The sequence below is a fragment of the Jatrophihabitans sp. GAS493 genome, from assembly GCF_900230215.1.
In the GTDB taxonomy this organism is placed as follows: Bacteria; Actinomycetota; Actinomycetes; order Mycobacteriales; family Jatrophihabitantaceae; genus MT45.
Genome location: NZ_LT907982.1, coordinates 3,301,454 through 3,327,762, shown reverse-complemented (window position 1 = coordinate 3,327,762; position 26,309 = coordinate 3,301,454). Strand labels below are relative to the sequence as shown.

Sequence of the window (26,309 nt, the reverse complement as noted above, 5' to 3'; positions counted from 1 at the left end):
TGACCTTGTCTGGGTCGCAGGTATGGACCCCAGCTCCGACGCGGCGGGCGGTCGCTCTGCAAGAATGGTTCATTGTGAACCTCCTGACTGGAGTAACGATCGACTGTGCCGACCCGGCGCGGTTGGCCGCCTTCTGGAGTGCATTGCTGCGGCGCCCGGTCACCGACGAACACGGCGACGATCCACGGTGGGCCACCGTCGGGTCGCGTCTGGACACCGCGCCACGCCTCACCTTCCAACGGGTCGACGAGCCGAATCGCACGAAGGTCCGCATCCACCTCGACGTGCAGGTCGATGACGTCGCGGCCGGCCGAGACGAGGTGGAGTCACTCGGTGGCAGCTGGTCAGGGGAGCGCCACGATTATGACGAAGGTGTCGTGATGGTGATGAAGGATCCGGAGGGACACGAGTTCTGTCTCGTTCAGCACTACGAATGACGCGGGTCAGATGTCGGTGAGGATGACCAGCTGCTGAGTCGCACGCGTCATTGCGACGTATCGGTCGACCGCGGCCTCGATGCCCGCTCCGAACGACTCGGGGTTCACCAGCACGACCAGGTCGAACTCCAACCCCTTCGACAATTGCGGGGTCAGCGACCGGACGCGCGGCATCGCCGCGAAGGTCCGATCGCCTATGACACAGGCGATCCCGTCAGCCTCGGCGGCGAGCCACGCCTCGAGGATGGCGCTCCGCTCAGTGGTTGCTCCGTGCCGCACGGGGAGGCCGCTGCGGATCGAGGTCGGGACATTCGCATCTGGAATCGCCGCGCGGATCACCGGGGCGGCCTCAGCCATGATCTCCATCGGGGTTCGGTAGTTGACGCGCAGGGCAGCCAGCTCGACGTTGTCCAGGCCGACCCGTTCCAGCCGTTCCAGCCATGACTCGGTGAAACCGTGTCTGGCCTGGGCCCGGTCACCGACGATGGTGAAGCTGCCGGACGGGCAGCGCAGCAGCAGCATCTGCCACTCGGCGTCGGTGAGTTCCTGCGCCTCGTCCACGACGATGTGGGCGAACGGCCCGGCGAGCCGGTTGGGGCTGTCTGGGCTGTCTGGGCTGTCTGGGGCGCGGTCAGAGACCGCGTTGTCGTCGACCAGCGCTTCTTGCAGATCGTCCCCGCGCAGCATCGACATCACGAGTAATTCAGAGTCATCGGCCGCGATCAGGTCATCGACTACCTCGGCCATCCGCTCGCTCTCGACGGCGGCCGCCACGGCGCGTTCGCTGGCCCTCAGGGACAGGTGCCGATCGCCGAGTCGCTGGCGAGCCGCGTCGAGCAGTGGCAGGTCGGAGAGGGTCCAGGCCGTCGGGTCCGAGCGCTGAAGCCGGCGGACCTCTGCTGGGCTGAGCCAGGGAGCGCATCGGCGCAGGAACGCCGGCACCGACCAGAGATCGCCGACGAGGTCAGTCGCGTCGAGCAGCGGCCACGCCCGGTTGAGGGCGGTGACGAGCTGGTGGTTGCGCCGCAACGACTTTCGGAGCACCTGGGGCGAGACGTCACCTCGGTGCGCATCGGAGTCGGGGTCATCGGCGTCGGGGTCACCGGAGTCGAGGTAATCCGCGTCGAGACTGCGGCCGAACTCGGCGGTGTATCTGTCGATCAGCGTCGTGATCAGTTCGTCCAGGATCTGGTCACGGGCCTCGTTGTGCGGAGTGCCCGGCTGCGGGGCTTCGAAGGCGTCGGCCCAGTCTTCGGAACTGAGCCGGATGTCCGACCAGCGAGTCTCGACCGTCATTCCGGTGGTGGGCGGTTCCTCATAGAACCGGACCGCCGTCTCGATCGCACCGACGAACGCGGCGGACGACTTCAGCTGGGCCACCTCGGTATCAGCTTCGGGGAGCGCTGCCGCGCCCTCGGTGACGAGATCGCGCAGCGTGCAGGTCTGTACGCCCTCCTCGCCGAGGCTGGGGAGAACATCGGCAACATAGGCCAGATAGGGCTGGTGCGGACCGACGAAGAGCACACCGCCGCGCCGATGCCCCAGCCGTGGATCGGAGTAGAGCAGGTACGCGGTGCGATGCAGCGCCACTACCGTCTTGCCGGTGCCGGGGCCACCGTCGACGACGAGAGCCCCACGGGATCCGGCGCGAATGATCGCGTCCTGGTCGGCCTGGATGGTGCTGAGCACGTCGCGCATCCGTGGCGACCGGCTGTCACCGAGACTGGCGATGAAGGCGGACTGGTCATCGAGCGCCACCTGGTCGCGGGCGCTACCCAGCCGTTCAGGACTGAACACCTCGTCCCAGTAGTCGGTGATGCGGCCATTCGTCCAGCGGTAGCGGCGGCGGCTGACCAGACCCATTGGGTTGGCGTGGGTGGCCCCGAAGAACGGCTCAGCCGCGGCTGAGCGCCAGTCGAGCAGTAGCCGGCGACCGTCGTGGTCGGTGAGGCCGAGGCGCCCGAGGTAGAGCGGCTGATCATCGTCCGCGCTGATGATGCGACCGAGGCAGAGGTCGACGCCGAAGCGGCGCAGCGTGCGCAGGCGGGCCGTCAGACGGTGGATCTCCAGGTCCCGATCGAGCGCTTCCTGTCCGATACCGCCTGGCGCCCTGCGTTCGGCATCCAGACGGGCCTCAAGCTCGGCGATGGACCGGCCAAGGCTTGCCGAAATAGCGGCGAAGTGCTGCTCGTCGCGTTCGATCAGTGCCGGGTCGGCCTTGGCCGAGAGTCGCTCGGGAAGGGCGAAGACGCTTGTTTTCGTGGGGTTCAAGTCATGGCTCCGATCGACGGCTCACCCGGTGGCTCTCCAGTGCTGCGACGGGTTCGTGGCTCGGTCGATGATTCTGCGGCAGGACCAGGGTCTTGCCGCAAGCCCCCCACTGGGCTATATCTTGAAAGGGGAGAGGGCGCTTCCCCTTCCGGGCGCCTACCTGTCGGGCGCCTACCTTCCGGGCGCCTACCTACCGGGCAACTACCTTCCGGGCAACTACCTTCCGGGCAACTACAGCGCAGCGCTAGTCGCCCGCGCCAGGACGTCCCGTCGGAGTGCGTCGACGGCTGCGGTCCGTGCGCCGGCGAGTGACGGTGAGCCGATGGCGGTCGCGACCTCGACCGGTATCGCTCGTGGCAAAATCGCGGCCTGCCTGCGCAGCTCCGCCAACAGCGGCGCGGCCGTGCCCCACGTTCCCCCGATCACAACGGCGCTGGGGTCGCAGAACGCGATCGCCGCCGAGAGCACGCCGCAGATGGCGCGCGCTAGCGTTCGGGCCAGTTCCGCACCCCCGGTGGAGTCCAACCGGGCGAGCAGTCGGTGAACGTCGATCGCCGTCGACTCGGTCTGCTGCAGAGACAACTGCTCGAAGATGGACGTAAAGGTAACGGCATGCCCATCGGAGCCGGTGGTGATCAGGTGGGCTACCTCGCCGGCCAGCCCCGAGTGCCCACGACGTACCTCGCCGTCGGTGACGACCGCGCACCCAAGGCCCTCGCCGAGGTGGAGATAGACGAAGTCATCGAGCTGGCCGCCGGCCGCGGCCCGAGTCGCCTGCTCCGACCTGGCGGCCCAGTTCACGTCGTTATCCACCACGATGGGGCCGGCGATGAGTGGCTGCAGCTTCTTGACGGGGGAGAGGGCGCCGAGCAGGAACGGGGCGTCCGGGAGGTGCACAAGAGACCCAGAGTTCCGGTCGACGGGATCGGCGGCGCTGACCACCGCGGTTCGCAGATGTTTACCATCGATTCCGGCGGTCGCCGCCTTGACCGCCTTCACCAGCATCCGTACCACTGCGGCCGGTGCAGCGGGTCGGGTCACTGGCTCGACAAACCGGGACTGGCATTCGCCGACGGTATTGACCACTTCCACCGCAATGCCCTCCGGCGCAATGCTGATGGCCAACGCCACGCCGACCTCGGCCGACAGTGCGTAGTAGGTGCCGACTCCGCCGCGTCCGGTGGTGCGCTCGCCGGTATCGAACACCAATCCGAGCTCCTCCAGCCGTCGGATCGCGGCGGCCACCGTCGGCTTGGCCAGGCCGGTGTAGACCGCAAGTTCGGCTCGAGTCAGTCGTGAATGATCCATCAGCGTAAGCAGAACGTTCTCGTCGCTGAGGTCTCTCAGCAGCGCGAGCGACGGCTTGGATGCGGTCATGCGCCGATCGTAGCGCATTCAGTAACAGGTATTGCCTGAATACGTTGACGGGTATAACGTTGATTCAGTAACGAGCCCTTACCGGAGGAGACGGCATGACTCTCATCGACGACACCCGCGACATGACACTGCCGCCGCTCCCACACTGGGAGAGCACCCCCGACGATCTGCCCGCCGCGATCCGCGAGATCAAGCAGGCTCTGCGCGCGCGCATCGAGGCATCGGGCCGAACGGTCGAGGAGGTCTTCGCCGTCATTGAGGCAAGGGTGCGCAGGCAGGTCGAGGAGATCGTGGCCGAGCGGAGACGGGGCGAGACGGTCTGGCCGGTCATCGAGTACAGCGACATCGCCGCCGGTCGCGTGTCGGCACATGAACTGGCGAAGCTACGCCGCCGGGGCTGTCTCATTGTCCGCGGGCACTTCAAGCGTGAGCAGGCACTCGGGTGGGACCGGGAGATCGTCGAATACGTCGAAGGCAACGAGTTCTTCGAGAACTATCGCGGGCCGGGGGATGACTTCTTCGGAAGCGTCGGCTCGAAACCCGAGATCTATCCGATCTACTGGTCGCCCGCTCAGATGCAGGCTCGCCAGAGCGAGCGCATGGCCGTCGTCCAGTCTTTCCTGAACAGTCAGTGGCGCAGCGAATCCGGCGGAGTGCAGTGGTTCGACGCGAACCGGGACTCGCTGTACCCGGATCGCATTCGCCGACGCCCGGAGGGTGCGGACTCGAAGGGGCTTGGCCCACATCTTGACCCCGGCACCCTAGATCTATGGATGGCAAGTGCCTATCAGCAGGCGTTCCGCCACCTGTTCGATGGGAGCGTCGAGTCCTATGACCCGTGGGATGCCAGCTTCCGAACGGCCGGCCCGCAGTACCCGGGCTCGACGATGTGTTCGGCCTTCCGGACCTTCCAGGGGTGGACCGCGCTGTCGGACATGGAGCAGGATCAGGGCGTCCTGCACACAGTGCCGATTCCTGAGGCGATGGGGTACCTCATGCTCCGGCCGCTGTTGTCCGACGTAGCCGAGGACGACATGTGCGGGGTCACGGTCAACCAGGTCTTCCCGGCCTCCGAAGAGTGGCATTCGCTGCTGCTCGAGGCCCTATCCGGTATTCCCGACGTGATGGCCGGCGATTCGGTCTGGTGGCACTGCGACATGATCCACAGCGTCGCCCCGGTCACCAACCAGCGCGGATGGGGAAACGTCATGTACGTCCCGGCCGCGCCCTGGTGCCCGCGCAATGAGGCCTATTCAGCCGTAGTTCGCGAGGCATTCGTCACCGGCGCGAGTCCATCCGACTTCCCTGACGAGAACTATGAACGGGACTGGCCCAACCGGTTTCACTTCGATGACCTGAACGAGAGCGGGCGGAGGGGCCTCGGCATCGATGAGTGAATTCGCTCGTCCTGCCAGCCACGCACCGACGGTCACAGTCGATGCCGTGCTCTTCGATCTCGACGGCACCCTGGTCGATACGACTGCGGCGTTTGAGGCCGGCTGGCGAGACGTGGCTCATCAGTTGGGTATGCCGTTCGAAGCATTCGCGCCGCATATTCATGGGCTTCCGTCCGAGCAGGTGCTAGCCCGTTCGGCTCCGCAGGTGATTGGTGCAGAGCGCGAACAGCTCGTCGAACAGGTGCTCACCCGACAGGCCGATCCCCAATTGCCGGTGTCGGCTATGCCGGGGGCGATCGACGCGCTTCGCCGAATCCCGTTACATCAATGGGCAATTGTGACCAGCGGGAGCCGCGTCCTAGCCAGTGCCAGCATCACCAAGGCCGGGCTCCCGCGGCCGGCCGTCGTCGTCACGATCGACGATGTGCGCGCCGGCAAGCCCGCGCCCGATCCATTTCTGGCCGCCGCCGAGGCGCTGGGGTTCGCCGCCGAGCGATGTCTCGTTGTCGAGGATGCACCGGCCGGGATCGCGGCCGGTCGGGCGGCCGGAGCGCGGGTCCTGGCCCTCACGACCACCCATCAAGCCGCCCAACTCGGGGGAGCGGACTGGCGGGTCACCGACCTGCGCAGCGTCCAGATGCTCGCTACCTCGAACGGCATCGAAGTGACGCTCCGGACACCGGTTCTATAGATCGCGTGGTCCGTGGCAGGGTTGGCTCCGTGAGTGACTCGTCCAGTCAACTACTGCATCCGCTACTCGCGGCGCGGTGGAGCCCGACCACATTCAATGACTCGGAGCAGATCAGCGAGACCGAGGTCGAAGCGATGCTGGAGGCGGCGCGGTGGGCGCCATCGGCCGGCAACTCGCAACCCTGGGCATTCATCGTCGGCCGACGCGGTGATCCTGCGCACGCTCGACTCGTGGGACATCTCGCCCCAAGCTCACGGACGTGGGCGGAGAACGCCGGACTGCTGATAGCTAATCTGTCGCATCGACTGGTTGAGGAGACCGACTGGGAGTATTCGGAGTTCTCGCACTACGACCTCGGACAGGCCGTCGCCCACATGACCTTTCAGGCTTCGTCGATGGGATTTTCGGTGCGGCAGTTCCGAGCGTTCGACCGGGACGGCCTCTCCGCCGAGTTCGACGTCCCGCGGCACTGGGAGGTAACCACCATGTCGGCGATAGGCCGAGCCGCTGACGTCGCGAGTCCGGCTGACCCGGCGCGGGCATCCCGCGACCGTCGCCCGGTAGACGACCTTCGCTGGCCCGCCGATCGTCTTTCGTGATCGGTGCTTCAACAGTCACGTTGTCGGGTCGCAACTATTCGGGTGGGCGTCAGCTGCTAAGGCCGGTGGTTACACCCGCAGGACCGAGGGGCCACCGGCCTGTTCGATGACGTCGAAGTCGTCGTCCTGGGTGACGACGTCCAATCCGTTGGCCTTCGCCACCGCGGCGATCCATAAATCGTTGACCTTGGCCCGATGACCTAGCTCCGCCAGACGCACGCGCATCTCCGCCCACCGGCGGGCGGCCTCGGCAGTTATTGGCAAGGGCTCGACGCGCGACGCGGATTCGAGTGTCGACAGCCGACGAGCCCGGGTAGCGGTGTCCGGAGCTGCGAGTACGCCAGCGTGCAGCTCGGCGATCGTGACCACGCTTACCGCCGTCTCGTCGGGCAGCGACTCGATGTTCAGGCGGCGTCCTGACTCGCTCGCGATCAGGACGCTCGTGTCGAGCAGACCGGGACGCGCGCTCACAATAGGTCGAGGTCGTCTGTGGTATCGCCGACGAGCACCTCTAGGTCACGGGTCAGGCCGGGGTCAGCTTGATTCTGGGCGACGAGCTCGATGAGATCGGCCTTAGCGAAGAACTGCGGACGCGTCGCGCGGACCGGTCCGATCTCAGCAACAGGCTTGCCGTTGACAGTGATGGTTACTCGGGTGCCGTCGGACACTTGACGCAGCACCTCGGCGGTGTGATTCCGGAGGTCTCTTGACGCAACGGTAGACATGTGTGCAACTGTAGCACCATTGCCACACTAATAGCGGTTTACGTGAACTGGAGCTTCTCCTCGGCCATCACCGCGACCGCGGAGCAACGTCTTTTGGGTCGGTGTTCACCCGCAGCAACTGCATCGCACGCCGCAAAATCGTCAGCTCGGCCTCGAGGTCGGCGATACGTTTCTTCGCAGCCACCAGCTCGGCTGTTATGACGTCACCAAGATGACGTACGCCGACCGGGGATATGCCGATACCGATGAACGGGCGACGATGGCGAAGGTGTTGGACGCCGCGTCAGCGCATCGGGAGGCGATGTTCGCCGCGCGTCCCGAAGCGCCGACGGCAGAACGCACGCCTGAGTGTCAGATTCCCCACCAGAGCCCGAGCCCGCGTCGCTGTCGCCGAGTACATCGAGGTGTTCTCAACCGGCAACGGCTGCACTCGAGTCTCGGCTACCGCACCCCACACACACTTGCTCTCGCGGACGCCCGTTCCGTTTAGGCTGCAATGGGAGGCCGATGAAAATAGCTACTTTGCTAAATTTCGACGCCCGTACGCTAAGACTAATAAGACTATCCCGATCAACGCGAAAATAGCACGACTGAGCCATGTAGAAGCATCAACAGTAGCGGACTTAGCATTAATCGTTTGAACGATTGGCAATGACAGTCCCAGAATCCCAAGCACCGTCAATATTTGCCACTGCGGAAGATAGGACATGAAGCGGTCGTACGTGCTGACACGTTCAATACCCGGGCATCTGCGAAGATCGCGCTCCGCATAAGAAATATAGCTGACCAACGCGGCCCCGACAAAGATAACGACTGACAATAGTACGAACAGGCGGCCGAATCCGTCATTTGAGTTCCGCTTTGGGTTGCTGGCAGCTGTCCCTGCAAATGACTGGGCGGCCAACCCGACGCTAACGATGAAAATTCCCCACATGCCGAGCACAGAGTAAAGACGAATGGGAAATCCGTCCGGTACCCGAAGTATCCGCCGGAACGTGTCGGAGAGGTCAGACATGAGAAGACTCCGTGGTCGATCGACTCGCGTCGCTTTGATGTCGGCAGCCGATGGCCGCCCTGCGCATGACACACCGTAACATCGGCACACTCCTGACCCGCCCCCCCAGGTTAACGTCTCCGCCTGCCTCCGCAAGTCTAGCGCCGGCAACGCAACTGACCGCTCCAGCAGCTGCAGTTCCGAACCCCGGTGGTCGGTCGATATCTACTATGCCGCCGGCGGCAATGACTGTGTGGTGCCTGCCGGAATATAGGTCACAGAAACCCCAAGCTCCGTCGAGATCTGGGCAGTGAACAAGACAGACACAGCCCGGCAAGCGTGTGGGAGCAGCCTCCAGTTCGGGCGTGCACTCGTAGCGTTGACCCAGCCTCTCGGAAACCGAGCCCTGCTCCACGGTCCCGTCGACAAGAACTGGGTCAACTCGCTTCCCCAGTAGCTATTGCACCCGAATACTTACGCCGAAGGTCGACAAGATCGTGTGAGCAGGTGTGTAGAAACCGTATGCCGCATTGCTGGTCTTCCTCGCAACGACCATCCCGTAAGCGATGGCAGCGCCACTGCTGTTGAGCGAGTACACCGGTCCTCCGCTGTCTCCGGCGGAGAAGGCGGGTTGATTGGCCGTCTGATGTGCTGCGACTTGGTAACGACCATCTGTCCTCCGTAGGTCACGCCCTGACCAGTCGTGTCGATCCGGATGCTGCACTTTTCTCGGTCAGTCTCCCCGTCCGTACACAGCAATCCACCGATAATCCCATCGATGGCTGACACTGAAACGACCTGCCGCGGCCACTTCCGATTGCGGGGGCGGCTTCCCACGAACGTAGCAAAAGCGGGTGACGAGGGCCCCGCATAGGACCTGGAGTTCGCCCAGGTCCCATTCCAGCAGCGACAGCCTCAACCGGCTCGGAAGACCGTCACGCCCCACTGCGTGGGGGCTGCGGTTTTGACGGATACCTCACGCGAGCCAGTCGGTAACACAAATTCGCCCGCAACTTGACCGGTCGCGCCACTGCAGGCTCCCCAAAACTTCGGTACGCCGCCGTAGAGCACCGAAAAGGGAGCATTCTCTGGCGTGCAGCTGATCACGATCTTGACTCGCTTGACAGGCTTGCCCTTGTTCAGCATCGGCACTGCGGCCGCGACGGAATTGCCCGACGCGCTCTTCATGGCCAAGACCGGTCCGTCAGTGGGACTTGGTGTCGGCGGCGCGACCGTCGCTACCGGAGTCGGCTTTGGAAGAGGGCTTGGGACAGTCCGCGACGATGACTCAGAAGGAAAAGCGGTCGCTTCTGATTTCTTACCGTCCGCAGTGTGTCCTCCACCACACCCCGCTAAAACGCCGACGGCGAATGCGACTGAGATATGGAGAGCGATTCTCCGACACCGATCCGTCACGAATGGGTAAATCCGTAGGTCTGGCCCTTGATTGGCGAAACTGCTGTACCGCTGTGGTGAATGGTTGTGCAGTTTTCCTCATGCACAACCTCGGACCAGTTATATGCTTCGGTAGTAAACGTGCCGAAGGCGAGCCACCCGGTCTTCTGACTCGCCGGAACCGTCCAACTCCCACCCACCTGAGTCGTAGTGGACTGGGATGACATCAATGCCTTGCCTGCGGTAACGCTTGCACTTGCCACGATGCCACTGACGCCTGCTGTCGCACTTGCGGACAGCGTCGTGGACTCCGACGTGACTCGGTTTGCAGTGATAGTCAGGGCGATTCCCGAGGAGCCGATCACCTTATCAAAGACGTCATTTCCGACCTTGAAGCCGCCCGCATGGAAATTGGAAGTCTGGATGCTGTCGGAATAGATGCACGCACGCGGCGTGGCCGCATTAGCGGAAACTGCGTTACTTCCCAAGAGTCCGACACCAACACACACGGCTAGCCCAAGGGTCTAGATATCTAGAAGCATTGCCTTTACTCATTACTATTCCCTCCGCCTGTATGACATGACGGCAACATTGAATCACATGCAACTCCCAGCGAGCAGCAACCCGGCGAATTCGCAGCCGGCGGGTGCGGTCTGCGTTAACGGGTAGCGGCTGATCCAAGCCTCTGGGAGTATCTGGGCGTGCTCGGTGATTACCTTCGCGAACGGTTCGGGGATGGGCACGGCCTGCTCGTCGAAGGAGATGGTCACGCCCTGGTCTTCGCAGCCGAGATGGTTGATGCGCAGTTCCGCGATCCGATTGATCGGCTGGGCGTAGAGCAGCAGCAACAGACCAGCAGCCCGATAGGGGAGCGGCCGCGGCGGCTGGTTGTTCACCAATTCGCGGAGCAGCTGGAGGTCGCGACCTCCCTTGGCGAGGAAGGAGAGAAAGTCCGTAGCGACGGTGATGCTCTGTCTCGAGGTGTTGATGTAGCCAGGTCGCAGTCGGCCGGCGGTACTGAGGTAACCGTCAATACTCGGATTGCAACTATTCCTTCCTCAGCGGCATCTTGAGGGGTCTGTGCGACGGAAGTGCTACGATCGTAGGCATGGCTCGTGTTGCCTCTCGCGATCTACGGAACGACACCGCCGGTGTGCTCCGTCGCGCAGCCGGTGGTGAGCCCATTGAGATCACGGTGAACGGCGAAGCGGTGGCGCGACTCGGGCCTCTCACGCGAGACCGGTCGCCGTGGATTGCCAGATCCGAGTTCGTGTCGCGGCTCTCGAGGATTCAGGCCGATCCCGGTCTGGTGGACGACCTTGCGGCGTTGGACGCTGACACGGATGATCTTGGGCCGGTCGGGTGACACGCGGGCTCCTGGACACGTCTGTATTCATCGCCAGGGAGTCACGAGGTCTCAGCGAGTCGGACCTGCCGGATGAAGTCGCGGTATCGATCGTCAGTCATGCCGAGCTGAGCGCAGGCGTGCTGGCAGCGATCGACCTGGAGGTCCGTGCGCGCCGGCTGGCAACCCTGACGGCTGTCGCGGAAATGAATCCCATCCCAATTGATATTGCGGTCGCCCAGGCGTGGGCCCGGGTCCGTGTGCAACTGGCCAACGCGCGAAGGCGGGCCAACGTCAACGATATGTGGATCGCCGCGACCGCACTGGCGCTAGGCGTTCCTGTCGTCACCCAGGATCGAGACTTTGACGTCATCGCCGACGTTTCGGGGCTGGACGTTATTCGCGTTTAGCTAAGACTCGTTTGCCGCCGGCTATTCCCTTTGCCGGTAACCGTCAATATTCTGATCGGCACTATTCGGTGGTCCAGACTGAGGAGCGATCGCCCTCCGCCCGTTCAGTGGAGCAGCTCGTCCGTTCACAAGTCCACGAACGGTGCGTCTCGCGAAGGAAGCTTCAGACGCCGTCGAGTTTCCTCGATGCGATTTTGGATCTCCAGCTTGAAGGCGGCCGGGTCTGCCGCGAGACCGCCGAGGTGAGCGCAATCTGTGGCAAGTTCAGCCTGCCACGCGATCGACAGATCGAGACGTGCAGGAAGGTCGCGGAACAGTTCGCGGGCTTGGTCATTCTGCTGGAGCAGAGCGGCAGCGACCGCGGCGTCAACCGACTGCCAGAGCCCGCTCGTCGCGTCCGACGACAACAAGCGGAGGTGCACGTTGTCGTCTGGCCACCGAGCAATCAGGCCTAGAACCGCATCGCGTGCTCCGCTGCCAACGGAGTCCGCCTTCGCGCGAACTTGATCTTCGTCGCCTTCGAGCTCAGCGAACTGGCCAGACCCCGGGATCGGGAACCGAGGGTTGCCGTGGCCGAAAGTGCGATGGTCCTTGACTGACCAAAGGTATTGGACCCCGACGTTCAGGTATGAGCCGACCGACCAGCTTGAAGCTTGAAACTCGACGTTGATGAGCCACCAGCCACGGTCGCCCACCCATTGCCGCGGGCTTGAGCTCACCGGTCGCAGGTCAAGATCGGTCAGGTGAGCTCGACCCGCCTTGCGCAACGCGGAGCCCGCTTGGCGTTTGATCTGGTCCCTCTCCGCGCTCATCGGCGTGCTCGGTGGGCGTCGAGCTCGCCCTCAGCCTCGTTAGCGGCCCATTCGACTGCTCGCTCGTACTGATCCCGCGCGAAGACGAATGGCCCGAACTCGGAGTAGTCCCAGCCTGGACGGTGGTCCTGGGCGAAGTCCATCCACATGACCGTGTCATTCAGAACGACGACGCGCGCCGTGAGCGGCCAGCAGCCGACCTCACCGCAGTCGCAGGCCAGGAGCCACAGATGCTCGGGTCGCGGCCACTGGCGTTCCTCTTTGCCCATGAAGTAGACCCGCAGCTCGCCGAACTGGAAGTAGCTCGGCACGAGCCCGCCGTAACCCCCCGCCGGGGTGAAGCCGTGGCCCTGCTCGAACCCCTTGACGCGGTCGACGAGAGTCACGTTGTCGATCACCGGCGTAAGCACCAGGGGACCCGCGTCGCCGCCGCCGACAGAGCGGTCGCCGTGGAAGGTCATCCGATTCAGGTTGCTCATCGCGTTGCTCATCGCGCTCATGATCGCACTTTCGGCCAGCCTGTTCAGCCCGAGCTAACGTCCAGGACCGACGAACGGGGGAAGCGGGCGACGCAGACCTCCACCCGCCCCGGGTTGCTCGGGGTTCGTGCAGTCACGTCGAACTGATCCTGCAGGTTGGGGTCGATGTCCATCAGGACGCCGAAGGCGTAGTCGCGAGCGTCGTCCGGACCTGACGATCCCGTTACGGCGTCGGCCCAGACGTCGACCTGCGCGCCGTCTACGAGAGTGACGACCCAATGTGATGGCGGTCCAGCGGCAAGCTGCATCAGCTGGTGAGTCTCGTCGTGTGCAGCCGCTCGTGCGATGCCCATCTGGTCGATCGGTCGAATGTTGGGCGTCGCGTCGCGAACGTAGGGGAGCGGAACCCCGTGCTTGGCAAGGGCTTGCTCGTAGTGATCGAGGATCGCGCCCAATCGATCCCGCAAATCGGCGGAGAGCTCGGCAACCTCGGCGTTTGCCCCGCGGCTCACCGAAGCCAATTCTTGGGCGTCAGACACGAAGGTCGACAGAGAGTCGCCCTGGAACACAACGCCCGGGAAGCGACGTTGCGGCAGCCGGATGACGGCGTAGTTGCTCTGATCGGTGAACGCCTCGGCTTGGACCTTCTCGGGTTCGGGGCGGGCGGCCGGCGCGTCCAGTCGGGGGACGGACCGCAGCACATCCGATGCGGTGTGACGGTGATCGATCCGTATCGCGTCAATTGCGTGCGCCCAGACCTCGGCGAGGCCTTCTTTCGTCGGCACCAGGAAGTGGCGACGAGTTCCGTCGCTCTTGTCGACCTCGCCCGCCCAAAGTAGGCCCTCGAGTCCATGTCCGTAGAGCGGATGGCTGCCGAGGCCTTCGTCGTTGGGGTCGCCGAACGCCGCGCTGCTCACGCCGGTCCAGTAGAGGGCGACCTTGTTTTGATCTGCGTCATCCGGGTGGGCCCGCAGAACGAGGCAGGCGAGTCCCGAGTCGCTCACCGCGAACTCTGCCTCGGGTGCGTTGGGCTCCCAGCGCAGCCCCTTGAGGATTGGCACGACGCGGACGGGCATGTCGATCATCCAACACTGCCGAGGGAGCGGACAGCGAGTATTTTCATCGGCTGGCCGCGAGCGCTGCGTGCCGCTGTTCCTCTGGGTGGCTGTAGCCGAGTTGTGTGGCGACGATCGGCACGGGGAGCTGGCGGACGAGATCGCGCAGGGCGTCGCTAAGTCTTGGTCTCACTGAGCACCAGCCGTTCAGTAGACATACCGATCTCTTCCAAGGTGCCCGACGCCGTGCGGGTCAGAGGATAGGGCACGGTGTGGCGGACGAATAACTCCCAGAGATCATCTGGCAGGCCGCGGCGTCGGATCAGCGCGCCGAGGTCAGCGCTGTCCAGCGCGAACACGACGATGTCGTCTCCGAGCCCGACGTCGGCCGGAGCGGTTCGAGTGGCGCCGAGGGCATCAAGCTCCGGCCCGGAGATCTGGACGAGGCCAAGCGAGACCGGAGAAGGTCCGGTCCAGTGCTCGCGGCTCAGCGGCAAGAAGAGCTGGTGCTTCAGCACCGCCGTCTGGAACTCTGTCGGCGGCAGGTAACCGTGGTCAGTGACGTAGTGCAGGACCAGGTTGGGCGCGACCAACCAGCGGCCTCCGTCACCCTGTACTCGGATCTCTGCGCTGCCGATCCAGACGGACTCATCGCCGCGGTGGGCCCGTGGGTGTTCGCCCCCGGAGACCGAGCAGAACGCGCAGGAGTGGAAGCCTCGCATCTGCGTTCGGCGATGGTCACGACAGAGGTCGAACAGAGCGTCGACGAAGCCATCTGGCGTCGTGCCGGCGGTGAACGGGTGCTCGGGATCGAGCCAGCCGACCGCGCGGGCGTCTACTCCGGTCGGGATCGATTGGGGGTAGTAGGTGTAGGGCTCGAGGTCCGCGATGTAGGCCATCAGACCACCCCCGGCGTGAGGGAATCTGCCGTCGGGGTTCGTGGTCGTCGGCGGTCGTCGGTCCACTGCAGAACCTTCGGGAGACATCAAGCTCGCAGCTGCCATTGCTCCTCCAACTGCTGCTTGTCGAGCACGAACGTCGCGATCGGCCAGGGATGCCGGTCGGGCGCTGACGGAGCGTAGGTGAGGTGTACCAGGGCGACCCGGTTGGGCTCGACGAACACGAGCACGTCGTCGCGTGCGGTGTCCCTCGCCAGCACCGAAAAGCGCTGTCCGAACAACCGGTGGCCGGGTCCGACCTCACGCCGGATCTCAGAAGAGAGCCGGTCTCGCTCCAGCGTCTCGTTGTAGGTCGTGCCCCGCAGATCGACGTAGCTCTCAGGCAGTTCGACTTCGTCGACCCAGTTGCGGGCAGTCCAGGCGCGTTCCCACCAGAGCCGCACCACCTCGTCCGTGCGTTCGGCGTCCGTGGCGTAGACGAGTGGCGCAAGCAGGTCCGTGAGCCTCTCGAACACGATGGTGGACGACCCGATCTGCGCGTGTGCGGCAACGCGGACGATCATGGGAAAGGTGAACACGGAGGACGCTGCCCTAATCGCGCCGCGGTACTCATCAAGCAGCCCGAACACGACGCAATCAGCTGGGCCAGCGAGTGATGCTTCGAACTCAACCCCTTCGTACTCGAGCTCGATGCCCGTGTCAGTCGGGCGATCCGTCCCCGTCGCGCCAAGTAGTCCGTAGGACGCTGGGTGGCCGGTGCGCCCCGCCCACTCAACGACGACCCGGCCCTCCGGAGCGGAGGTCTCGCCAGGGAGAGGCTCACCGCGACCGTAGATCCGGAGCCGGCCCCGTCCAGGAATATCCATCAAGGTCGGCATCTCAGCGCCTGCTCTTGACCGCGGTGTAGCGGCTCATGGGTTCGGCGGCGAGCTCAGCGTGCCGTTGGGTGACTTGGTGGCTGTAGCCGAGCTGGGTGGCGACGATCGGCGCAGGGACCTGGCGGACGAGATCGCGCAGGGCTGCGTTTCGGGCGCCGAGCAGGTCGATTCCGATCGCTCGCAGTCGGTCCATGATCGACTGGACGTGCAAGTGGCGGCCGGCGCGGTAGCCGGGGAACAGCCAGGGACTGCCTTCGGTGTTGGCGGTGCGCAGGTTGGGCCGCGCGCCCAGGTGTTCGCGCAGGAGCTGCGCGAACGGTTCGGGGACCGCGGCCGGCTCCTTGCCCAGCAGGACAAGGATCTCGTTCGGTGCGACCTGGATCTGCTCGGTGCGCATCGCGGCGACGCGCACGAGTGGCTGGGCGTAGAGCAGCAGCAGGACGGCGGCGACCCGGTAGGGGAGGGTGTCCGGTTCGCCTGTGAGGCATCGGCCGAGCAGGTCGAGGCGGTCGTCCTGGGTGATGAGCCGACCAGAGCGGGGCTGCCGGAAGCCGATAGCCAGTTTGGAGCTGAGCTTCTGCTCACCGCTCCAGACGATGAAGGTGCGGATGGCGTGCCGGGTGGTCGGGCCGCTGGCAAGCCATTCGTCGACGTCGCCCTGGCCGCAGGTGGAGATGGTCTTGTCCCGCTCAGCGAGCCAGGTGAGGAACCGGCTGACCTCGGTGATCTCCTGCTTCGAGGTGTGCACGGCCCCGCGCAGTTCCTGGCCGACGCGTCGGCGGATCCGTCGCAGGTGGTGCCATCTCGCGAACTGCTCGACCGGCCTTCGGACGGACGGGTCGTCGATGGAGTCGAGTCGTTCCTGCAGCCACCGTTCGAAGCGGGCGAGGTCGGGATCGCGGCGGGGGAGTAGCCCGTGATGGACGAGCAGTTCACGGATGTGTTCGCGCGCGATGCTTGCCGGCGCTTCGTCGAACCCGTCGTGTGTGAGTGGAATCGTGCCGTCGCCGAGCCCGCGTAGACGCTGGTCGACCTTCGGGTTGCGTTTCCAGGTGTGAATGCTCTCGGGCCGATCCATGGTGGCGAGCACGTCGACGATGCGGGCGGCTTCGGTTGTTGCTGGGCCGTCGGCCGGGAGCAGGAGGGCGTTCAGGTCGTCGCGCAGCGTGCAGCGGGTGCAGAGTCCGCGGCGGTGGTGTTCGCCTTCGCGTCCGCAGCGGTGGCAGTCGAGGTCGGTAGTGATGCCTGCGCATGGTCGGCAGAGCTGACGGTCGCCGTCGCGGCCGGGTAGTAACCGGTGTTGTCCGCACTGGTGGCAGCTGCCGTGGGTGCGGGTGGCGTCGTGGAAGCAGATGCCCCAGATGTCGCCGTCGGGCCAGCGGATGCGGATCTTGCCGGTGCTTCGTCCGCAGCGATCGCAGTTGCGAGCGCCGGTCGTTCGCGGCCGGCCCCGCGGGCGGCGTCCGGTGGTCGTGTCAGTCATCGCGCGTGATGCGGGCGCGGACGGGCTTGATCGCGTCGGTCAGGTTGACGACATTTCCAGCGACTGCGGCCTTCCGTGGCTTCTTTGCATCAGCCGCGGTGAAGGTCATGAGGTCTTGCGGCCCGCATTGGAAGATGTCGGTGAGCGCGGCTATCAGCATCATCGAGACGCGTTCGGGGCGCTGGGTGACGATGCGGTAGATCTGCGAGGGGGACAGGTCGATGCCGCGCTCGCGGAGCAGGGGAGCGAGGTCGGTGCTGTTGTGCATCCCGTGGCGGGCCATCATCTCGGCCAGCCGCCACTCGTAGTTGACATCGCGTTTCATCAGCTGCTCCGGGGTCGGGTCAGGGCGTCGCGGATCGTGCCGTCGAGGGCGTCTCGCAGCATCGTGCGTCGGTAGTTGTCGGCCACGAACTCGTAGATCGCGGTCGTGGAGGCGTGCTCGTGGCCGAGCTGCTTCTGCACGAACAGGGCGTCGAAGCCGGCCTCGATGAGGTGGGTGGCGTAGGAGCGGCGGAACGAGTGCATGTCCAGCGCGCCGTCGAGGCCGAGCTGCTCTCGGTAGCGGCGGAACCGGCCGCCGAGCGCACCTTCCGAGACCAGTCCGCCACGCTCGTTGGGGAACAGGTCGAGCCCTTCTCCAGCGAACCGGGGCAGACCGTGTTCGGACCAGTGGGCGAGCACGTCGGCCGACCAGTCGAAGACGGTCAGCACCGTGCGTCGTTTAGGTGCTGAGCCCTTGTGCGCCTTGCCGTAGCGGATCTCGACGGCACCGTAGCGACCGAACTCGCGGGCGTGCGGGTTGCGCTCGAAGTCGATCGTGCGCAGGTGCCGGACCTCGTTGCGGCGCAACCCGAACGCGTACGCAGTCTTGAACAGGGTCGCGTCCCGAAGCGCCGGCAGCCAGCCCTTGCGACCGAGTTCGCGAACGCGAGCGACCTCGGCGTCGGCGTGGTCGAAGAACGCCTGCAGCTCGTCATGGGAGAAGGCCCGCTTGCCCGGGTCGTGCTCGTTCTCTTGGGAGTGGGTCGCCGTGTTCCACTCGAAGCAGACCTGGACGGGGTGGGTGCCGAACAGGTCCTGGCAGCGGTCGCCCCAGCCGTAGACGGGGTCGACCAGATAAGCGCAGAACAACTGCACCGCGCTCTGGTAGCCGCGGACAGTGTTCTGGCGTCGCTGCTTCTCGCTGCGCATGTCGCCGAAGTACTCATCGACATGCGCGTGCGTCCAGTGCCAAGGCATCTCGTTAGTGAAGTCGAGGAATCGGCGCACCACACGCTCACGGTTGTTGATCGTGTCCAGGCTGAGGTTGCGCGACAGCTGCTGCCGCCGCCAGCCCGTGAGCATCTCCTCGAGGACCTGATCCGCCGGGTTCAGGTACCGGACGCCGCCGAGTGTGATGACGCGACCGAGGTCGTCAACCGCCACAATCCACCCCCAACGATGCCGCCGTAAGCTGACCGTATCATTCATCCGATGCAATGTAGACGACATGGCCCAGCAAACTCGGGACCTCTACCCGCAGCTGACAGCGTCACCGCCGCGCGTTCCGTCCAGTCGTCTGTGGACTGTCGTCGACCTCCGACCAAGTCGGAGCCCAGCAATCGCGGCCGGTCTAGCTACCTCGACCAGACGCGTCGTGGGCTTGCACGACCTGGGGGGTCATCGTGCATCGGTTGCAATAATGACTGGTCAGCATGACATAATGTTGATTATCGGCATATCGAAACCCATCCTAGGGAATGGCGCCGGAACGTGCTCATCGCCAAGTCGACAAAGCTCCAACGCGGCGGCGACGGAATCCCGAATCGCCTTGGCGCATCGCGGATCAACGCAGGCCGGGCTCGACCCGCCGCACCGTGTTGCTGTCGGCGAATGTTGGCGGGCTCGGCATGAGTCGATCGGTTTCGGCGGACGCTGAGTGCGTGCCTTCCGCACACTGAGGTTCGCGCGCGGCGACGGGGCCTTCACCCAGATCGAGCGAGACCCTCCCCGTCATAAGCCCACAGCAAGCCCGACTTGACATAATGTGTGGCTGAAGCTGCCCGCGGCGGGTCTGTGCCCGCGGCGACGTACAGCCATGAAGCAGCATGGGCCGATGGCAAGCAAGGGATACATCGCATGAAGGTGGCGTACTGGGTCGTCGCGGCTGTGTTGGCGCTGCTCTACCTGTATTCGGGTGGGATCAAGATCGTCAGATCGAAGGACCAGTTGCGTCCGATGATGGGCTGGATCGACACCGTCCCGCTAGGGCTCGTTCGGACCATCGGCGTCCTGGAGGTTCTCGCAGCGGTGGGTCTGCTGCTGCCACCGCTGACTGGCATCGCGCCTGGATTTGCTCTAGCGGCGGCGGTCGGACTCGTTGTGCTCCAGGTCGGTGCCATCTCACTTCACCTCAGCCGAGGCGAAGCCAAGTTGATCGGACTGAACATCGTCCTCATCGTGCTCGCCGGCGTCGAGATCTGGCTCGCCACGGTCTGGTTGTAGCTGGCTCAACCGCCTACCCGCCGAGTACTGCGATGAGCCGTGCCGGCGCCACCGCCCGATAGGCGTCCTCCACCAGCTCGCCAATCTCGTCCCAACCGATCCCGGTGTCGAGCCGAACGCCAACCCAACCACGATGGCCGACGTAGGGAGGCCTAAAGAAATACTCGGGATTCTCTGAAATCAGGTCGGCCTGAACGCCGTCTCCGGCGGCACACCAGAACGCCAGGTTCGGGTCGCCGTGATGAAATCCGACGAACATCACAAACGTCTTCTTGCCGCGGATGAACCAGGTATTCGATCCGTGACTCAAGCGTTCTTCGACCTCCGGCAGCGCCGAGCAGAGCGCCCGCAGCTTCTCCACCGGTACATCGCTCATCCTGGCGAGTATTCCGTGACACCCCTGAAATTGCGAGCGGCTGGCGCGCCCGGTGACACACTCCGGGTAGCGTCGAGGCTCGTGAGCGACTCCCCTCCCCCGGCCTCCGGCCCGTCGATCCCGGACTCTCCCGCCAGCAGCGCGCTGGCGTCGGTACCCGCAGCCGGCACTCGCCGAGCGTCCCCGATGCCGGCGCACCTGAAGTTCTTCTACGGCCCGATGGACTGCGGCAAGTCGACGTTGGCCCTGCAGATCGACCACAATCACTCGCGTCAGGGGCGCAGCGGCATGCTGCTGACGCGCTACGACCGCTCCGCCGGCGCCCGCATCACGACGCGGGTCGGCCTCAGCCACAGCGCCATCGAGATCGACGACGACACCGACCTGCGGGTACTCGTCCGGCAGCGTTGGGCCAGCGGTCAGGCGCTGGACTACCTGATCATTGACGAAGCCGGCTTCCTCAACCCGGAGCACGTTGACCAGTTAGCCGAGCTCGTCGACGACTGGCACGTTGACGTCTACTGCTTTGGACTGGCCACCGATTTTCGCAGCCTCCTGCTCCCTGGTGCAAAACGGCTAATTGAGTTAGCCGATGAGCTGCATCCGGTGCACGTCGAGGTGCTCTGCTGGTGCGGCCGCCCCGGTCAGCAGAACGCTCGCATCGTCAACGGCCGGGTCGTGCGCGAAGGCGACACGGTGGCCGTCGGTGACACCAGCGTCGACGGAGCGGCGATGCGCTACGAAGTGCTCTGTCGGGCTCATTATCGGGGTGGCCAGCTCAGTCGATCGACGGTAACCGAGCAGCAGCTCAGCTTCGACGTCTGAACGAATCCCAGACCGCGACGAACCCCACTGCGGCAGCACCCACGGCCAATCCGGCACCGACCGTGCCGCGCACGGGATCGAGCCGTCGCTGCTGGGCGGCGGTCGCGATGACGGCACCATCCACCAGGTCACTCACCGCTCCGGCCAGCAGCCATGGGCCACGACCGCGGTGTCCGAGCGCGGTAGCGAGGGTCCCCACACCGATGCTGACGTCGCGCACGGCGGCCATCCGAGCCAGCCAGGTGACGCGGGTGGCCGTCCCGATGTCGAGGCCGATGACCCGGGTGGAGTAGACCGGATGGAGGAGGAACGTCGTGCCGAGTGCGGTGCGTCCCAAGCCGATACCGAGCGCGGCGTGGCGCAACGGAACCCGACGCACCCGACGCCGGCGTACCTCGACGACCGCGACCTCGATTTCGGGCTCGAACGCCCCGAGCGACTCCCCAGACTCGTCTGCACTGCGGCGACGAACTCGCACCGGACACTCCTTCGGTAGTAGCGAACGAATACTCGCCCCGCGCTCGGACCCGCCGGGAATCCTCCGTGGCGCCGAAACGTTGGCTAGATGAGACAATAGAGCGTTGGGGTTGCTTGCTCATGCGCCGAGCCGGGCGTGGGACGGCGAATTCAGCCTTGATGTTCACCGGTTTCACCATCTTGATCAACAGACATGAGGAGGTGCCCACTATGGCAGATCGCGCATTACGGGGCAGTAGATTGGGCGCAGTCAGCTACGAGACGGAGTACGGCGCGGAGCCCGCGCCACGCAACGTCCAGAGCTACCGATGCCCTCGTGACCACGTATTCAGCGTCCCATTCTCCGAAGAGGCCGAGATCCCGGCAACCTGGGAATGCCGTCTGGACGGCCTCGACGGTCGCCTGATCGACGGTCCGGCACCGGACGAGAAGAAGGTCAAGCCGCCGCGCACCCACTGGGACATGCTCATGGAACGCCGCACCCAGGCCGATCTCGAAGAGGTGCTCGCTGAGCGCCTCGAGGTCCTCCGGGCTCGTCGCGGAGGCGCCAAAACCGGCTGACCTCGTGTCAGGCGGTAGTCACACCGAAATGCTCCGGTCCCCGGTCTGATCAGCGATGCTGATCGGGCCGGGGATCATTTTTCTGCGCCGCGCCGTGATCAGCACATACCCGATCGCGCCGATTGCGCAGAGCGAGATCAGTACCTCGGGCAGTACACCGAGGCGGGTGGAGATCGTCTGCGTGCTGTTGAGTGAGATGCTGTCGACCAGCCGAGCCGGCGTGAAGAGCGCGCCGGACCGGTCCACGATGTTTCCCTTCGCATCGATCACAGCCGAGACTCCCACGGTCGAGACCTGAACGACCGGGCGCTGCGTCTCCACCGCCCGCAACTGGCTCATCGCCAGCTGCTGGTAGCTCTCGGCGGTGTGTCCAAAGGTGGCGTTGTTGGTCTGGATGACCAGCATCTGCGCGCCGGCCTTCACCGACGATCGCACCAGCCCGTCGTAGGCAACTTCGAAGCAGATGACATCCCCGAACGGGAACGGCCCGGTCGTCATCAGGCCGTCTCCGCCGCCGGCGACCATGTCGTTCTGGACGAGATTCACCTTGGAACTCACCCGCTGCGCGATCGAGCGAAAGGGAATGTACTCGGCGAACGGAACCGGATGGCGCTTCGTGTAGGTCTCGCCCGGGCCCGTCTGCGGGGACCAGAGAATTCCGACGTTCTGAATGTGCGTCGGCCCCGGTCCGTCGAGGATCGCACCGACCAGGATCGGGGCTCCGACCGCGTTGGCTGCCTCCTGGATCTCCGTACCGGCGTCGGAGTTCTGCAGCGGGTCGATGTCGGAGGAGTTCTCCGGCCAGAAGACGATCTCCGGGCGGGCAACCTTGCCGGCGTCGATATCGTCGGCCAGCGCCATCGTCTGGTTGACGTGATTGTCCAGAACCTGGCGGCGGCGGGCATTGAACTCAAGGCCGCGGTCTGGCGTGCTGCCCTGGATTACCGCGATGGTCGCGCCCTGAGTTGGCTTGCTCGGCGACGGAACGGCAACCGCCGGCAGCAGCAGCGCGATCAGCGGGACGAGCACCACAATGGCCAGCCCGCCGAGCGCCGGCCGCCATCGCCGCTCGTATCCCCGAACGACGGCCGCGGCCAGGCCAGCTCCGGATAGGGCGACCAGGAACGTGACGAGTGGGGCTCCGCCGACGACGGCGAACCAGCGCAGCGGTGAGTTCGCCTGGCTGAAGGCGAGACGGGCCCAGGGGAAGCCGCCGAACGGCCAGCGTCCGCGCACGGCCTCCTGCAGCACGAAGAGGCAGGCGGCCCAGAACGGTCCGCCCCGCAGTCGCAGCAGCGCCGGTAGCGCCGCCCCCATCGCCGCGAAATACACCGCTTCGGTCACCGCTAGCAGCAACCAGGGAAACGCCCCCACATAGATCCCGGTCCACTGCAGCAGTGGCACGAAGAAGGCGAGCCCGTAGACGAAACCGAGGAGAGCGCCGCTCCGGGCCCGCTGCCCGGTCATGCTGACGTTGAGCACCGCGACGCTGAGAATGGCCATCGGCCAGAGGTTGAACCTCGGGAAGGCGAGGACGGCCAGGACGCCGCCCAGCACGGCGAGCAGCAGCGACCAGCTCAGCGGAAGCCGATCGCCGGCAAAGCGGGGCCGGGTCATTGCAGGTCGCCAGAGAAGATGACCTCGCCGCGCAGGACGGTCTGCAGGCAACTCGGCAGCTCCGAACCAGGACGCAGGTCGGGCAGACCGGGGATAGCGGCGCGAGGGTCGGTGCTCCACCGCGACAGACGGTCGTCGATCGCGTCAACCGCGATACCGCCGGCACTCCACACGGCCAGCGTGGCCGGAGCGCCGGGGGCGAGGGCGCCCGAGCCATCGGCATCCGCGCGCGCGGCCCGCCAACCACCGCGAGTGTGGGCCAGGAACGCTGCCCGTGGAGTCACAGCCGCCGTCTTCTCCTGCGGATAGGCGGCAGCCTGGACGGCGCGCCAAGGGTCCGGCGGAGTAACCGGCGCGTCCGAGCCGAAGGCCAGCGGTACCCCGGCGGCCGCGAGTTCGGAGAAACGGTGCATGGTGGCTAACCGTTCAGTACCAACCCGCTCGGCGTACATCCCCTCCGCCCCGCCCCAATTCGCGTCGAAGGCCGGCTGCAGCGACGCCGTGAGTCCGGATGCGGCCAGCCGGTTGGCGTCACGGACCATCGCTGCGTGTTCCAGGCGATGTCCGGCGGCGAAACGCGGTCCGTGCTCGTCGGCGAGGGCCTCCATCGCGTCGATCACCCGATCAACGGCGGCGTCGCCGATCGCATGGAAACCAGCGTGAAGCCCGGCCACTACGGCCTGCCGGGCGTGCTCGACGATCTCCGCGGTCTCCAGACGAGGCGCCGGCTGGATGTCGCTGGCGTCGCTGTACGGCTGGTGCAGCGCCGCCGTGTGCGATCCGAGTGAGCCGTCGCAGAAGAGATCTCCGCCGGCCCCGATGGCGCCCAGCTCGAGCGCGGTCTGAACACCGAAGAGTTCACCCCAGTAGCCGAAAATCTCCGGGCCGGGCTCGGCGCTGGCCAGTTTGAGCAGGCCAGCCAGGTCATCGGCGCTGGACACCTCCGGCCCGGCCATCTCGTGCAGTGCCGCGATGCCGAGGGAGGCGGCCCGATTGCGCATCGCACGCTGCGCCTCCTCGACAACACTGGGCGGAAGTGCCGAGTAGGCCGCGACCCGCAGTGCGTCGTGGGCGGCGGTGGTGACCAGTCCGTCCGGCCTGAAGCCGGCTAGCCCGCGTACGTCGGGGACCGTAATGAGCATCGAGGAGGAGACCACCGCACTGTGCCCGTCGATGCGGGAGAGGAACACCGCTCCCCCGTAGCCGGCCCGATCCAGTTCGTTGACCGTCGGCGGCCGCTGCTCCGGCCAGCGCGTCTCGTCCCAGCCGCCACCAAGAATGGGACGTCCCCGACTCTTCCGAGCCTGGGCTTCGATGAGGTTCAGCGCCTCAGCCAGGGTGGCAGTGCGGCTCAGATCCAGACCTATCAGGCTGAGGCCGGTCGCTGTCGTGTGGACGTGTGAGTCCACGAAGGCCGGGGTGACCAGCGCGCCCCGCAGGTCGAACGTGCGGTCGACGGTGAATCCGCGAGCCGTGTCGTCATCACCGATCCAGGCGATATCGGCTCCGTCGATCAGCAGCGCGCTCGCGTCCCGCGAAGAAACACTGTAAATGTCGCCGTTGAGATACAAAGTCCGCACTGGTGGGAGCCTGTCCTGCTTATAGAGGTTTACACCGAAATGTCTGCGCAGATTTGCGTACACTAAGGCATGGACTAGCGTTCGAGCTAAGGTCCCTCCCCATTCTAGGCGTAGGCAGGTCACGTGAGTCCCAGCATCGAAGACGTCGCGCGGCGGGCCGGGGTCTCCATCGCGACCGTGTCGCGATCGCTTCGGGGCCTACCCGATGTCGCGGAGTCGACTCGCGATCGAGTGCTGACCGCCGCCCGCGAACTGGACTACGTGGCGTCACCCTTCGCGGCTCGACTGGCCAGCGGGCGCACCTCGACCGTTGGTGTGGTGGTGCCGTTCGTCGACCGTTGGTTCTTTGCCCAGGTACTGGGTGGTCTGGAGCGTGAACTGCAGGCGGGCGGATTCGACCTGCTGCTCTACAACCTCGGGGACACTCCCGGACGTGAACGGTTCTTCACCGTCATGCCGGCCCGCAAACGGGTCGACGCACTGCTCGTCGCCAGTCTCGTCCTGACCGACATGGAACTCGAGGCGCTGAAGACCCTCAACTGCCCGATCGCCATGCTCGGCGTCGAGGTCGAGGGCGTGCTCTGCACCGGAATCGACGACCGGGCCGGGGCCCGGGTGGCTGTGGAGCACCTCATCAGCCTCGGCCGCCGTAGTATCGCGTTGATCGGCGGCGATACCGAGGACCCGATGCGCTTCACCCCTCCGCTGTATCGCCGGGACGGGTACCTGCAGGCGCTGTCGGCCGCGGGCATCGAGTACGACCCACGAATGGACGAGCTCGGTTACTTCACCGTCGCCGGCGGGGAACAGGCGATGAGCACGATTCTGCAGCGGGAGCCACGCCCGGACGCGGTCTTCGCCGAGTCGGACGAGATGGCCTACGGGGCCATGCGAGCGATCCGGCGCGCCGGACTGCGCGTCCCGGAGGACATCGCCGTCATCGGCTTCGACGACCACGAGAGCGCGGAGTTGCTCGACCTGAGCACCATCCGCCAGGACGTGTCGGCCCAGGCTGGGGTGCTGGCGAAGCGGTTGCTCAACGTGCTCGCCGGCGAGACGGAGACAGCGACGGCCGAACTGCTACCAACCGAACTCGTGGTACGCGGAAGCACGGATCCCAGCCGCTCCTCGTACTAACT

29 protein-coding genes are annotated in these 26,309 nt (G+C 65.4%); 10 read left to right on the top strand and 19 right to left on the bottom strand.

Going from position 1 to position 26,309, the window contains the following annotated elements; translation table 11 throughout:
• Positions 1–71 precede the first annotated feature (71 nt).
• Positions 72–437: a VOC family protein gene (locus CPH63_RS15485; RefSeq protein WP_096305186.1), complete on the top strand. Its 366-nt coding sequence runs from the start codon at positions 72–74 to the stop codon at positions 435–437.
• Between the two features lie 6 nt (positions 438–443).
• On the opposite strand, the gene helR is transcribed toward CPH63_RS15485, so the two are convergent.
• Both helR and CPH63_RS15475 read right to left on the bottom strand, forming a co-directional pair.
• Positions 444–2,708, bottom strand: coding sequence for an RNA polymerase recycling motor ATPase HelR (gene helR / locus CPH63_RS15480; protein WP_096303759.1), 2,265 nt, complete (start codon positions 2,706–2,708; stop codon positions 444–446).
• A 231-nt stretch (positions 2,709–2,939) separates the two neighbouring features.
• Positions 2,940–4,085: an ROK family transcriptional regulator gene (locus CPH63_RS15475; RefSeq protein WP_096303758.1), complete on the bottom strand. Its 1,146-nt coding sequence runs from the start codon at positions 4,083–4,085 to the stop codon at positions 2,940–2,942.
• 95 nt (positions 4,086–4,180) lie between these two features.
• Between CPH63_RS15475 and CPH63_RS15470 the strand changes: the two genes are divergently transcribed.
• From CPH63_RS15470 to CPH63_RS15460, 3 genes are read left to right on the top strand one after another with little or no spacing between them, the layout of a single operon-like run.
• Positions 4,181–5,482, top strand: coding sequence for a YbiU family protein (locus CPH63_RS15470; RefSeq protein ID WP_096303757.1), 1,302 nt, complete (start codon positions 4,181–4,183; stop codon positions 5,480–5,482).
• Entirely contained in the window at positions 5,475–6,173 is a 699-nt protein-coding gene (locus tag CPH63_RS23240; protein WP_096303756.1) for an HAD-IA family hydrolase, read from the top strand. Before CPH63_RS15470 ends, CPH63_RS23240 begins: the two co-directional genes overlap by 8 nt.
• Before the next feature lie 29 nt (positions 6,174–6,202).
• The gene (locus tag CPH63_RS15460) at positions 6,203–6,772 is read left to right on the top strand and encodes a nitroreductase family protein (protein ID WP_096303755.1); all 570 of its coding nucleotides are present in this window, start codon (positions 6,203–6,205) and stop codon (positions 6,770–6,772) included.
• A 69-nt stretch (positions 6,773–6,841) separates the two neighbouring features.
• On the opposite strand, the gene CPH63_RS15455 is transcribed toward CPH63_RS15460, so the two are convergent.
• The 5 genes from CPH63_RS15455 to CPH63_RS15435 all read right to left on the bottom strand — a co-directional run bounded on the left by CPH63_RS15455 (position 6,842) and on the right by CPH63_RS15435 (position 10,782).
• Positions 6,842–7,243 (bottom strand): type II toxin-antitoxin system VapC family toxin, encoded by a 402-nt coding sequence (locus CPH63_RS15455; protein WP_096303754.1) that lies wholly within the window; start codon positions 7,241–7,243, stop codon positions 6,842–6,844.
• Complete coding sequence (locus CPH63_RS15450) at positions 7,240–7,497, bottom strand: type II toxin-antitoxin system Phd/YefM family antitoxin (protein WP_096303753.1); 258 nt, start codon at positions 7,495–7,497, stop codon at positions 7,240–7,242. Before CPH63_RS15450 ends, CPH63_RS15455 begins: the two co-directional genes overlap by 4 nt.
• A 517-nt stretch (positions 7,498–8,014) precedes the next feature.
• Entirely contained in the window at positions 8,015–8,512 is a 498-nt protein-coding gene (locus CPH63_RS22385; RefSeq protein WP_157749592.1) for a hypothetical protein, read from the bottom strand.
• Between the two features lie 1,391 nt (positions 8,513–9,903).
• Positions 9,904–10,374 (bottom strand): hypothetical protein, encoded by a 471-nt coding sequence (locus tag CPH63_RS22375; RefSeq protein WP_157749590.1) that lies wholly within the window; start codon positions 10,372–10,374, stop codon positions 9,904–9,906.
• Positions 10,375–10,482: 108 nt separating this feature from the next.
• On the bottom strand, positions 10,483–10,782 hold the full coding sequence (locus CPH63_RS15435; RefSeq protein WP_096303750.1) for a hypothetical protein: 300 nt from the start codon (positions 10,780–10,782) through the stop codon (positions 10,483–10,485).
• A gap of 212 nt (positions 10,783–10,994) precedes the next feature.
• Between CPH63_RS15435 and CPH63_RS15430 the strand changes: the two genes are divergently transcribed.
• Entirely contained in the window at positions 10,995–11,252 is a 258-nt protein-coding gene (locus CPH63_RS15430) for a type II toxin-antitoxin system Phd/YefM family antitoxin (protein WP_096303749.1), read from the top strand.
• Complete coding sequence (locus tag CPH63_RS15425; protein WP_096303748.1) at positions 11,249–11,641, top strand: type II toxin-antitoxin system VapC family toxin; 393 nt, start codon at positions 11,249–11,251, stop codon at positions 11,639–11,641. The genes CPH63_RS15430 and CPH63_RS15425 overlap by 4 nt, the downstream gene beginning before the upstream one ends.
• A gap of 125 nt (positions 11,642–11,766) precedes the next feature.
• Here the strand turns inward: CPH63_RS15425 and CPH63_RS15420 are convergent, their stop codons facing one another.
• From CPH63_RS15420 to CPH63_RS15385, 8 genes are all read right to left on the bottom strand, one after another.
• Positions 11,767–12,453, bottom strand: coding sequence for a hypothetical protein (locus CPH63_RS15420; RefSeq protein ID WP_096303747.1), 687 nt, complete (start codon positions 12,451–12,453; stop codon positions 11,767–11,769).
• Positions 12,450–12,953 carry a hypothetical protein gene (locus tag CPH63_RS15415; protein WP_197704374.1) on the bottom strand — a complete coding sequence of 168 codons (504 nt, stop codon included), beginning with the start codon at positions 12,951–12,953 and terminating at the stop codon, positions 12,450–12,452. Before CPH63_RS15415 ends, CPH63_RS15420 begins: the two co-directional genes overlap by 4 nt.
• Positions 12,954–12,976: 23 nt before the next feature.
• Positions 12,977–14,008 carry a hypothetical protein gene (locus tag CPH63_RS15410; RefSeq protein ID WP_206745561.1) on the bottom strand — a complete coding sequence of 344 codons (1,032 nt, stop codon included), beginning with the start codon at positions 14,006–14,008 and terminating at the stop codon, positions 12,977–12,979.
• Positions 14,009–14,163: 155 nt separating this feature from the next.
• On the bottom strand, positions 14,164–14,886 hold the full coding sequence (locus CPH63_RS15405) for a hypothetical protein (protein ID WP_096303745.1): 723 nt from the start codon (positions 14,884–14,886) through the stop codon (positions 14,164–14,166).
• 86 nt (positions 14,887–14,972) lie between these two features.
• Complete coding sequence (locus tag CPH63_RS15400; protein ID WP_096303744.1) at positions 14,973–15,515, bottom strand: hypothetical protein; 543 nt, start codon at positions 15,513–15,515, stop codon at positions 14,973–14,975.
• Between the two features lie 250 nt (positions 15,516–15,765).
• Positions 15,766–17,247, bottom strand: coding sequence for a hypothetical protein (locus CPH63_RS15395; RefSeq protein WP_197704373.1), 1,482 nt, complete (start codon positions 17,245–17,247; stop codon positions 15,766–15,768).
• Positions 17,240–17,572, bottom strand: a complete 333-nt coding sequence (locus CPH63_RS15390; RefSeq protein WP_096303743.1) for a helix-turn-helix transcriptional regulator — start codon at positions 17,570–17,572, stop codon at positions 17,240–17,242. The genes CPH63_RS15395 and CPH63_RS15390 overlap by 8 nt, the downstream gene beginning before the upstream one ends.
• On the bottom strand, positions 17,572–18,675 hold the full coding sequence (locus tag CPH63_RS15385) for a tyrosine-type recombinase/integrase (protein WP_096303742.1): 1,104 nt from the start codon (positions 18,673–18,675) through the stop codon (positions 17,572–17,574). Before CPH63_RS15385 ends, CPH63_RS15390 begins: the two co-directional genes overlap by 1 nt.
• 693 nt (positions 18,676–19,368) lie before the next feature.
• On the opposite strand from CPH63_RS15385, the gene CPH63_RS15380 reads away from it, so the two are divergent.
• The gene (locus CPH63_RS15380; protein WP_096303741.1) at positions 19,369–19,734 is read left to right on the top strand and encodes a DoxX family protein; all 366 of its coding nucleotides are present in this window, start codon (positions 19,369–19,371) and stop codon (positions 19,732–19,734) included.
• Between the two features lie 13 nt (positions 19,735–19,747).
• Here CPH63_RS15380 and CPH63_RS15375 read toward each other — a convergent pair whose 3' ends face one another.
• Positions 19,748–20,110, bottom strand: a complete 363-nt coding sequence (locus tag CPH63_RS15375; protein WP_096303740.1) for an MmcQ/YjbR family DNA-binding protein — start codon at positions 20,108–20,110, stop codon at positions 19,748–19,750.
• Between the two features lie 81 nt (positions 20,111–20,191).
• Between CPH63_RS15375 and CPH63_RS15370 the strand changes: the two genes are divergently transcribed.
• Complete coding sequence (locus CPH63_RS15370) at positions 20,192–20,935, top strand: thymidine kinase (RefSeq protein ID WP_197704371.1); 744 nt, start codon at positions 20,192–20,194, stop codon at positions 20,933–20,935.
• Here CPH63_RS15370 and CPH63_RS15365 read toward each other — a convergent pair.
• Complete coding sequence (locus CPH63_RS15365) at positions 20,919–21,413, bottom strand: hypothetical protein (RefSeq protein WP_096303738.1); 495 nt, start codon at positions 21,411–21,413, stop codon at positions 20,919–20,921. The genes CPH63_RS15370 and CPH63_RS15365 overlap by 17 nt on opposite strands.
• A gap of 209 nt (positions 21,414–21,622) precedes the next feature.
• Here CPH63_RS15365 and CPH63_RS15360 point away from each other — a divergent pair, with 209 nt between their 5' ends.
• A complete protein-coding gene (locus CPH63_RS15360; RefSeq protein ID WP_091361619.1) occupies positions 21,623–21,973 on the top strand; it encodes an RNA polymerase-binding protein RbpA in 351 nt (116 codons plus the stop codon).
• Positions 21,974–21,991: 18 nt separating this feature from the next.
• Here CPH63_RS15360 and lnt read toward each other — a convergent pair whose 3' ends face one another.
• Entirely contained in the window at positions 21,992–23,590 is a 1,599-nt protein-coding gene (gene lnt, locus CPH63_RS15355) for an apolipoprotein N-acyltransferase (protein ID WP_096303737.1), read from the bottom strand.
• Positions 23,587–25,170: an amidohydrolase gene (locus CPH63_RS15350; RefSeq protein WP_096303736.1), complete on the bottom strand. Its 1,584-nt coding sequence runs from the start codon at positions 25,168–25,170 to the stop codon at positions 23,587–23,589. The genes lnt and CPH63_RS15350 overlap by 4 nt, the downstream gene beginning before the upstream one ends.
• Before the next feature lie 123 nt (positions 25,171–25,293).
• Here CPH63_RS15350 and CPH63_RS15345 point away from each other — a divergent pair, with 123 nt between their 5' ends.
• Positions 25,294–26,307, top strand: coding sequence for a LacI family DNA-binding transcriptional regulator (locus CPH63_RS15345; protein ID WP_096303735.1), 1,014 nt, complete (start codon positions 25,294–25,296; stop codon positions 26,305–26,307).
• The last annotated feature ends 2 nt before the right edge of the window (positions 26,308–26,309 follow it).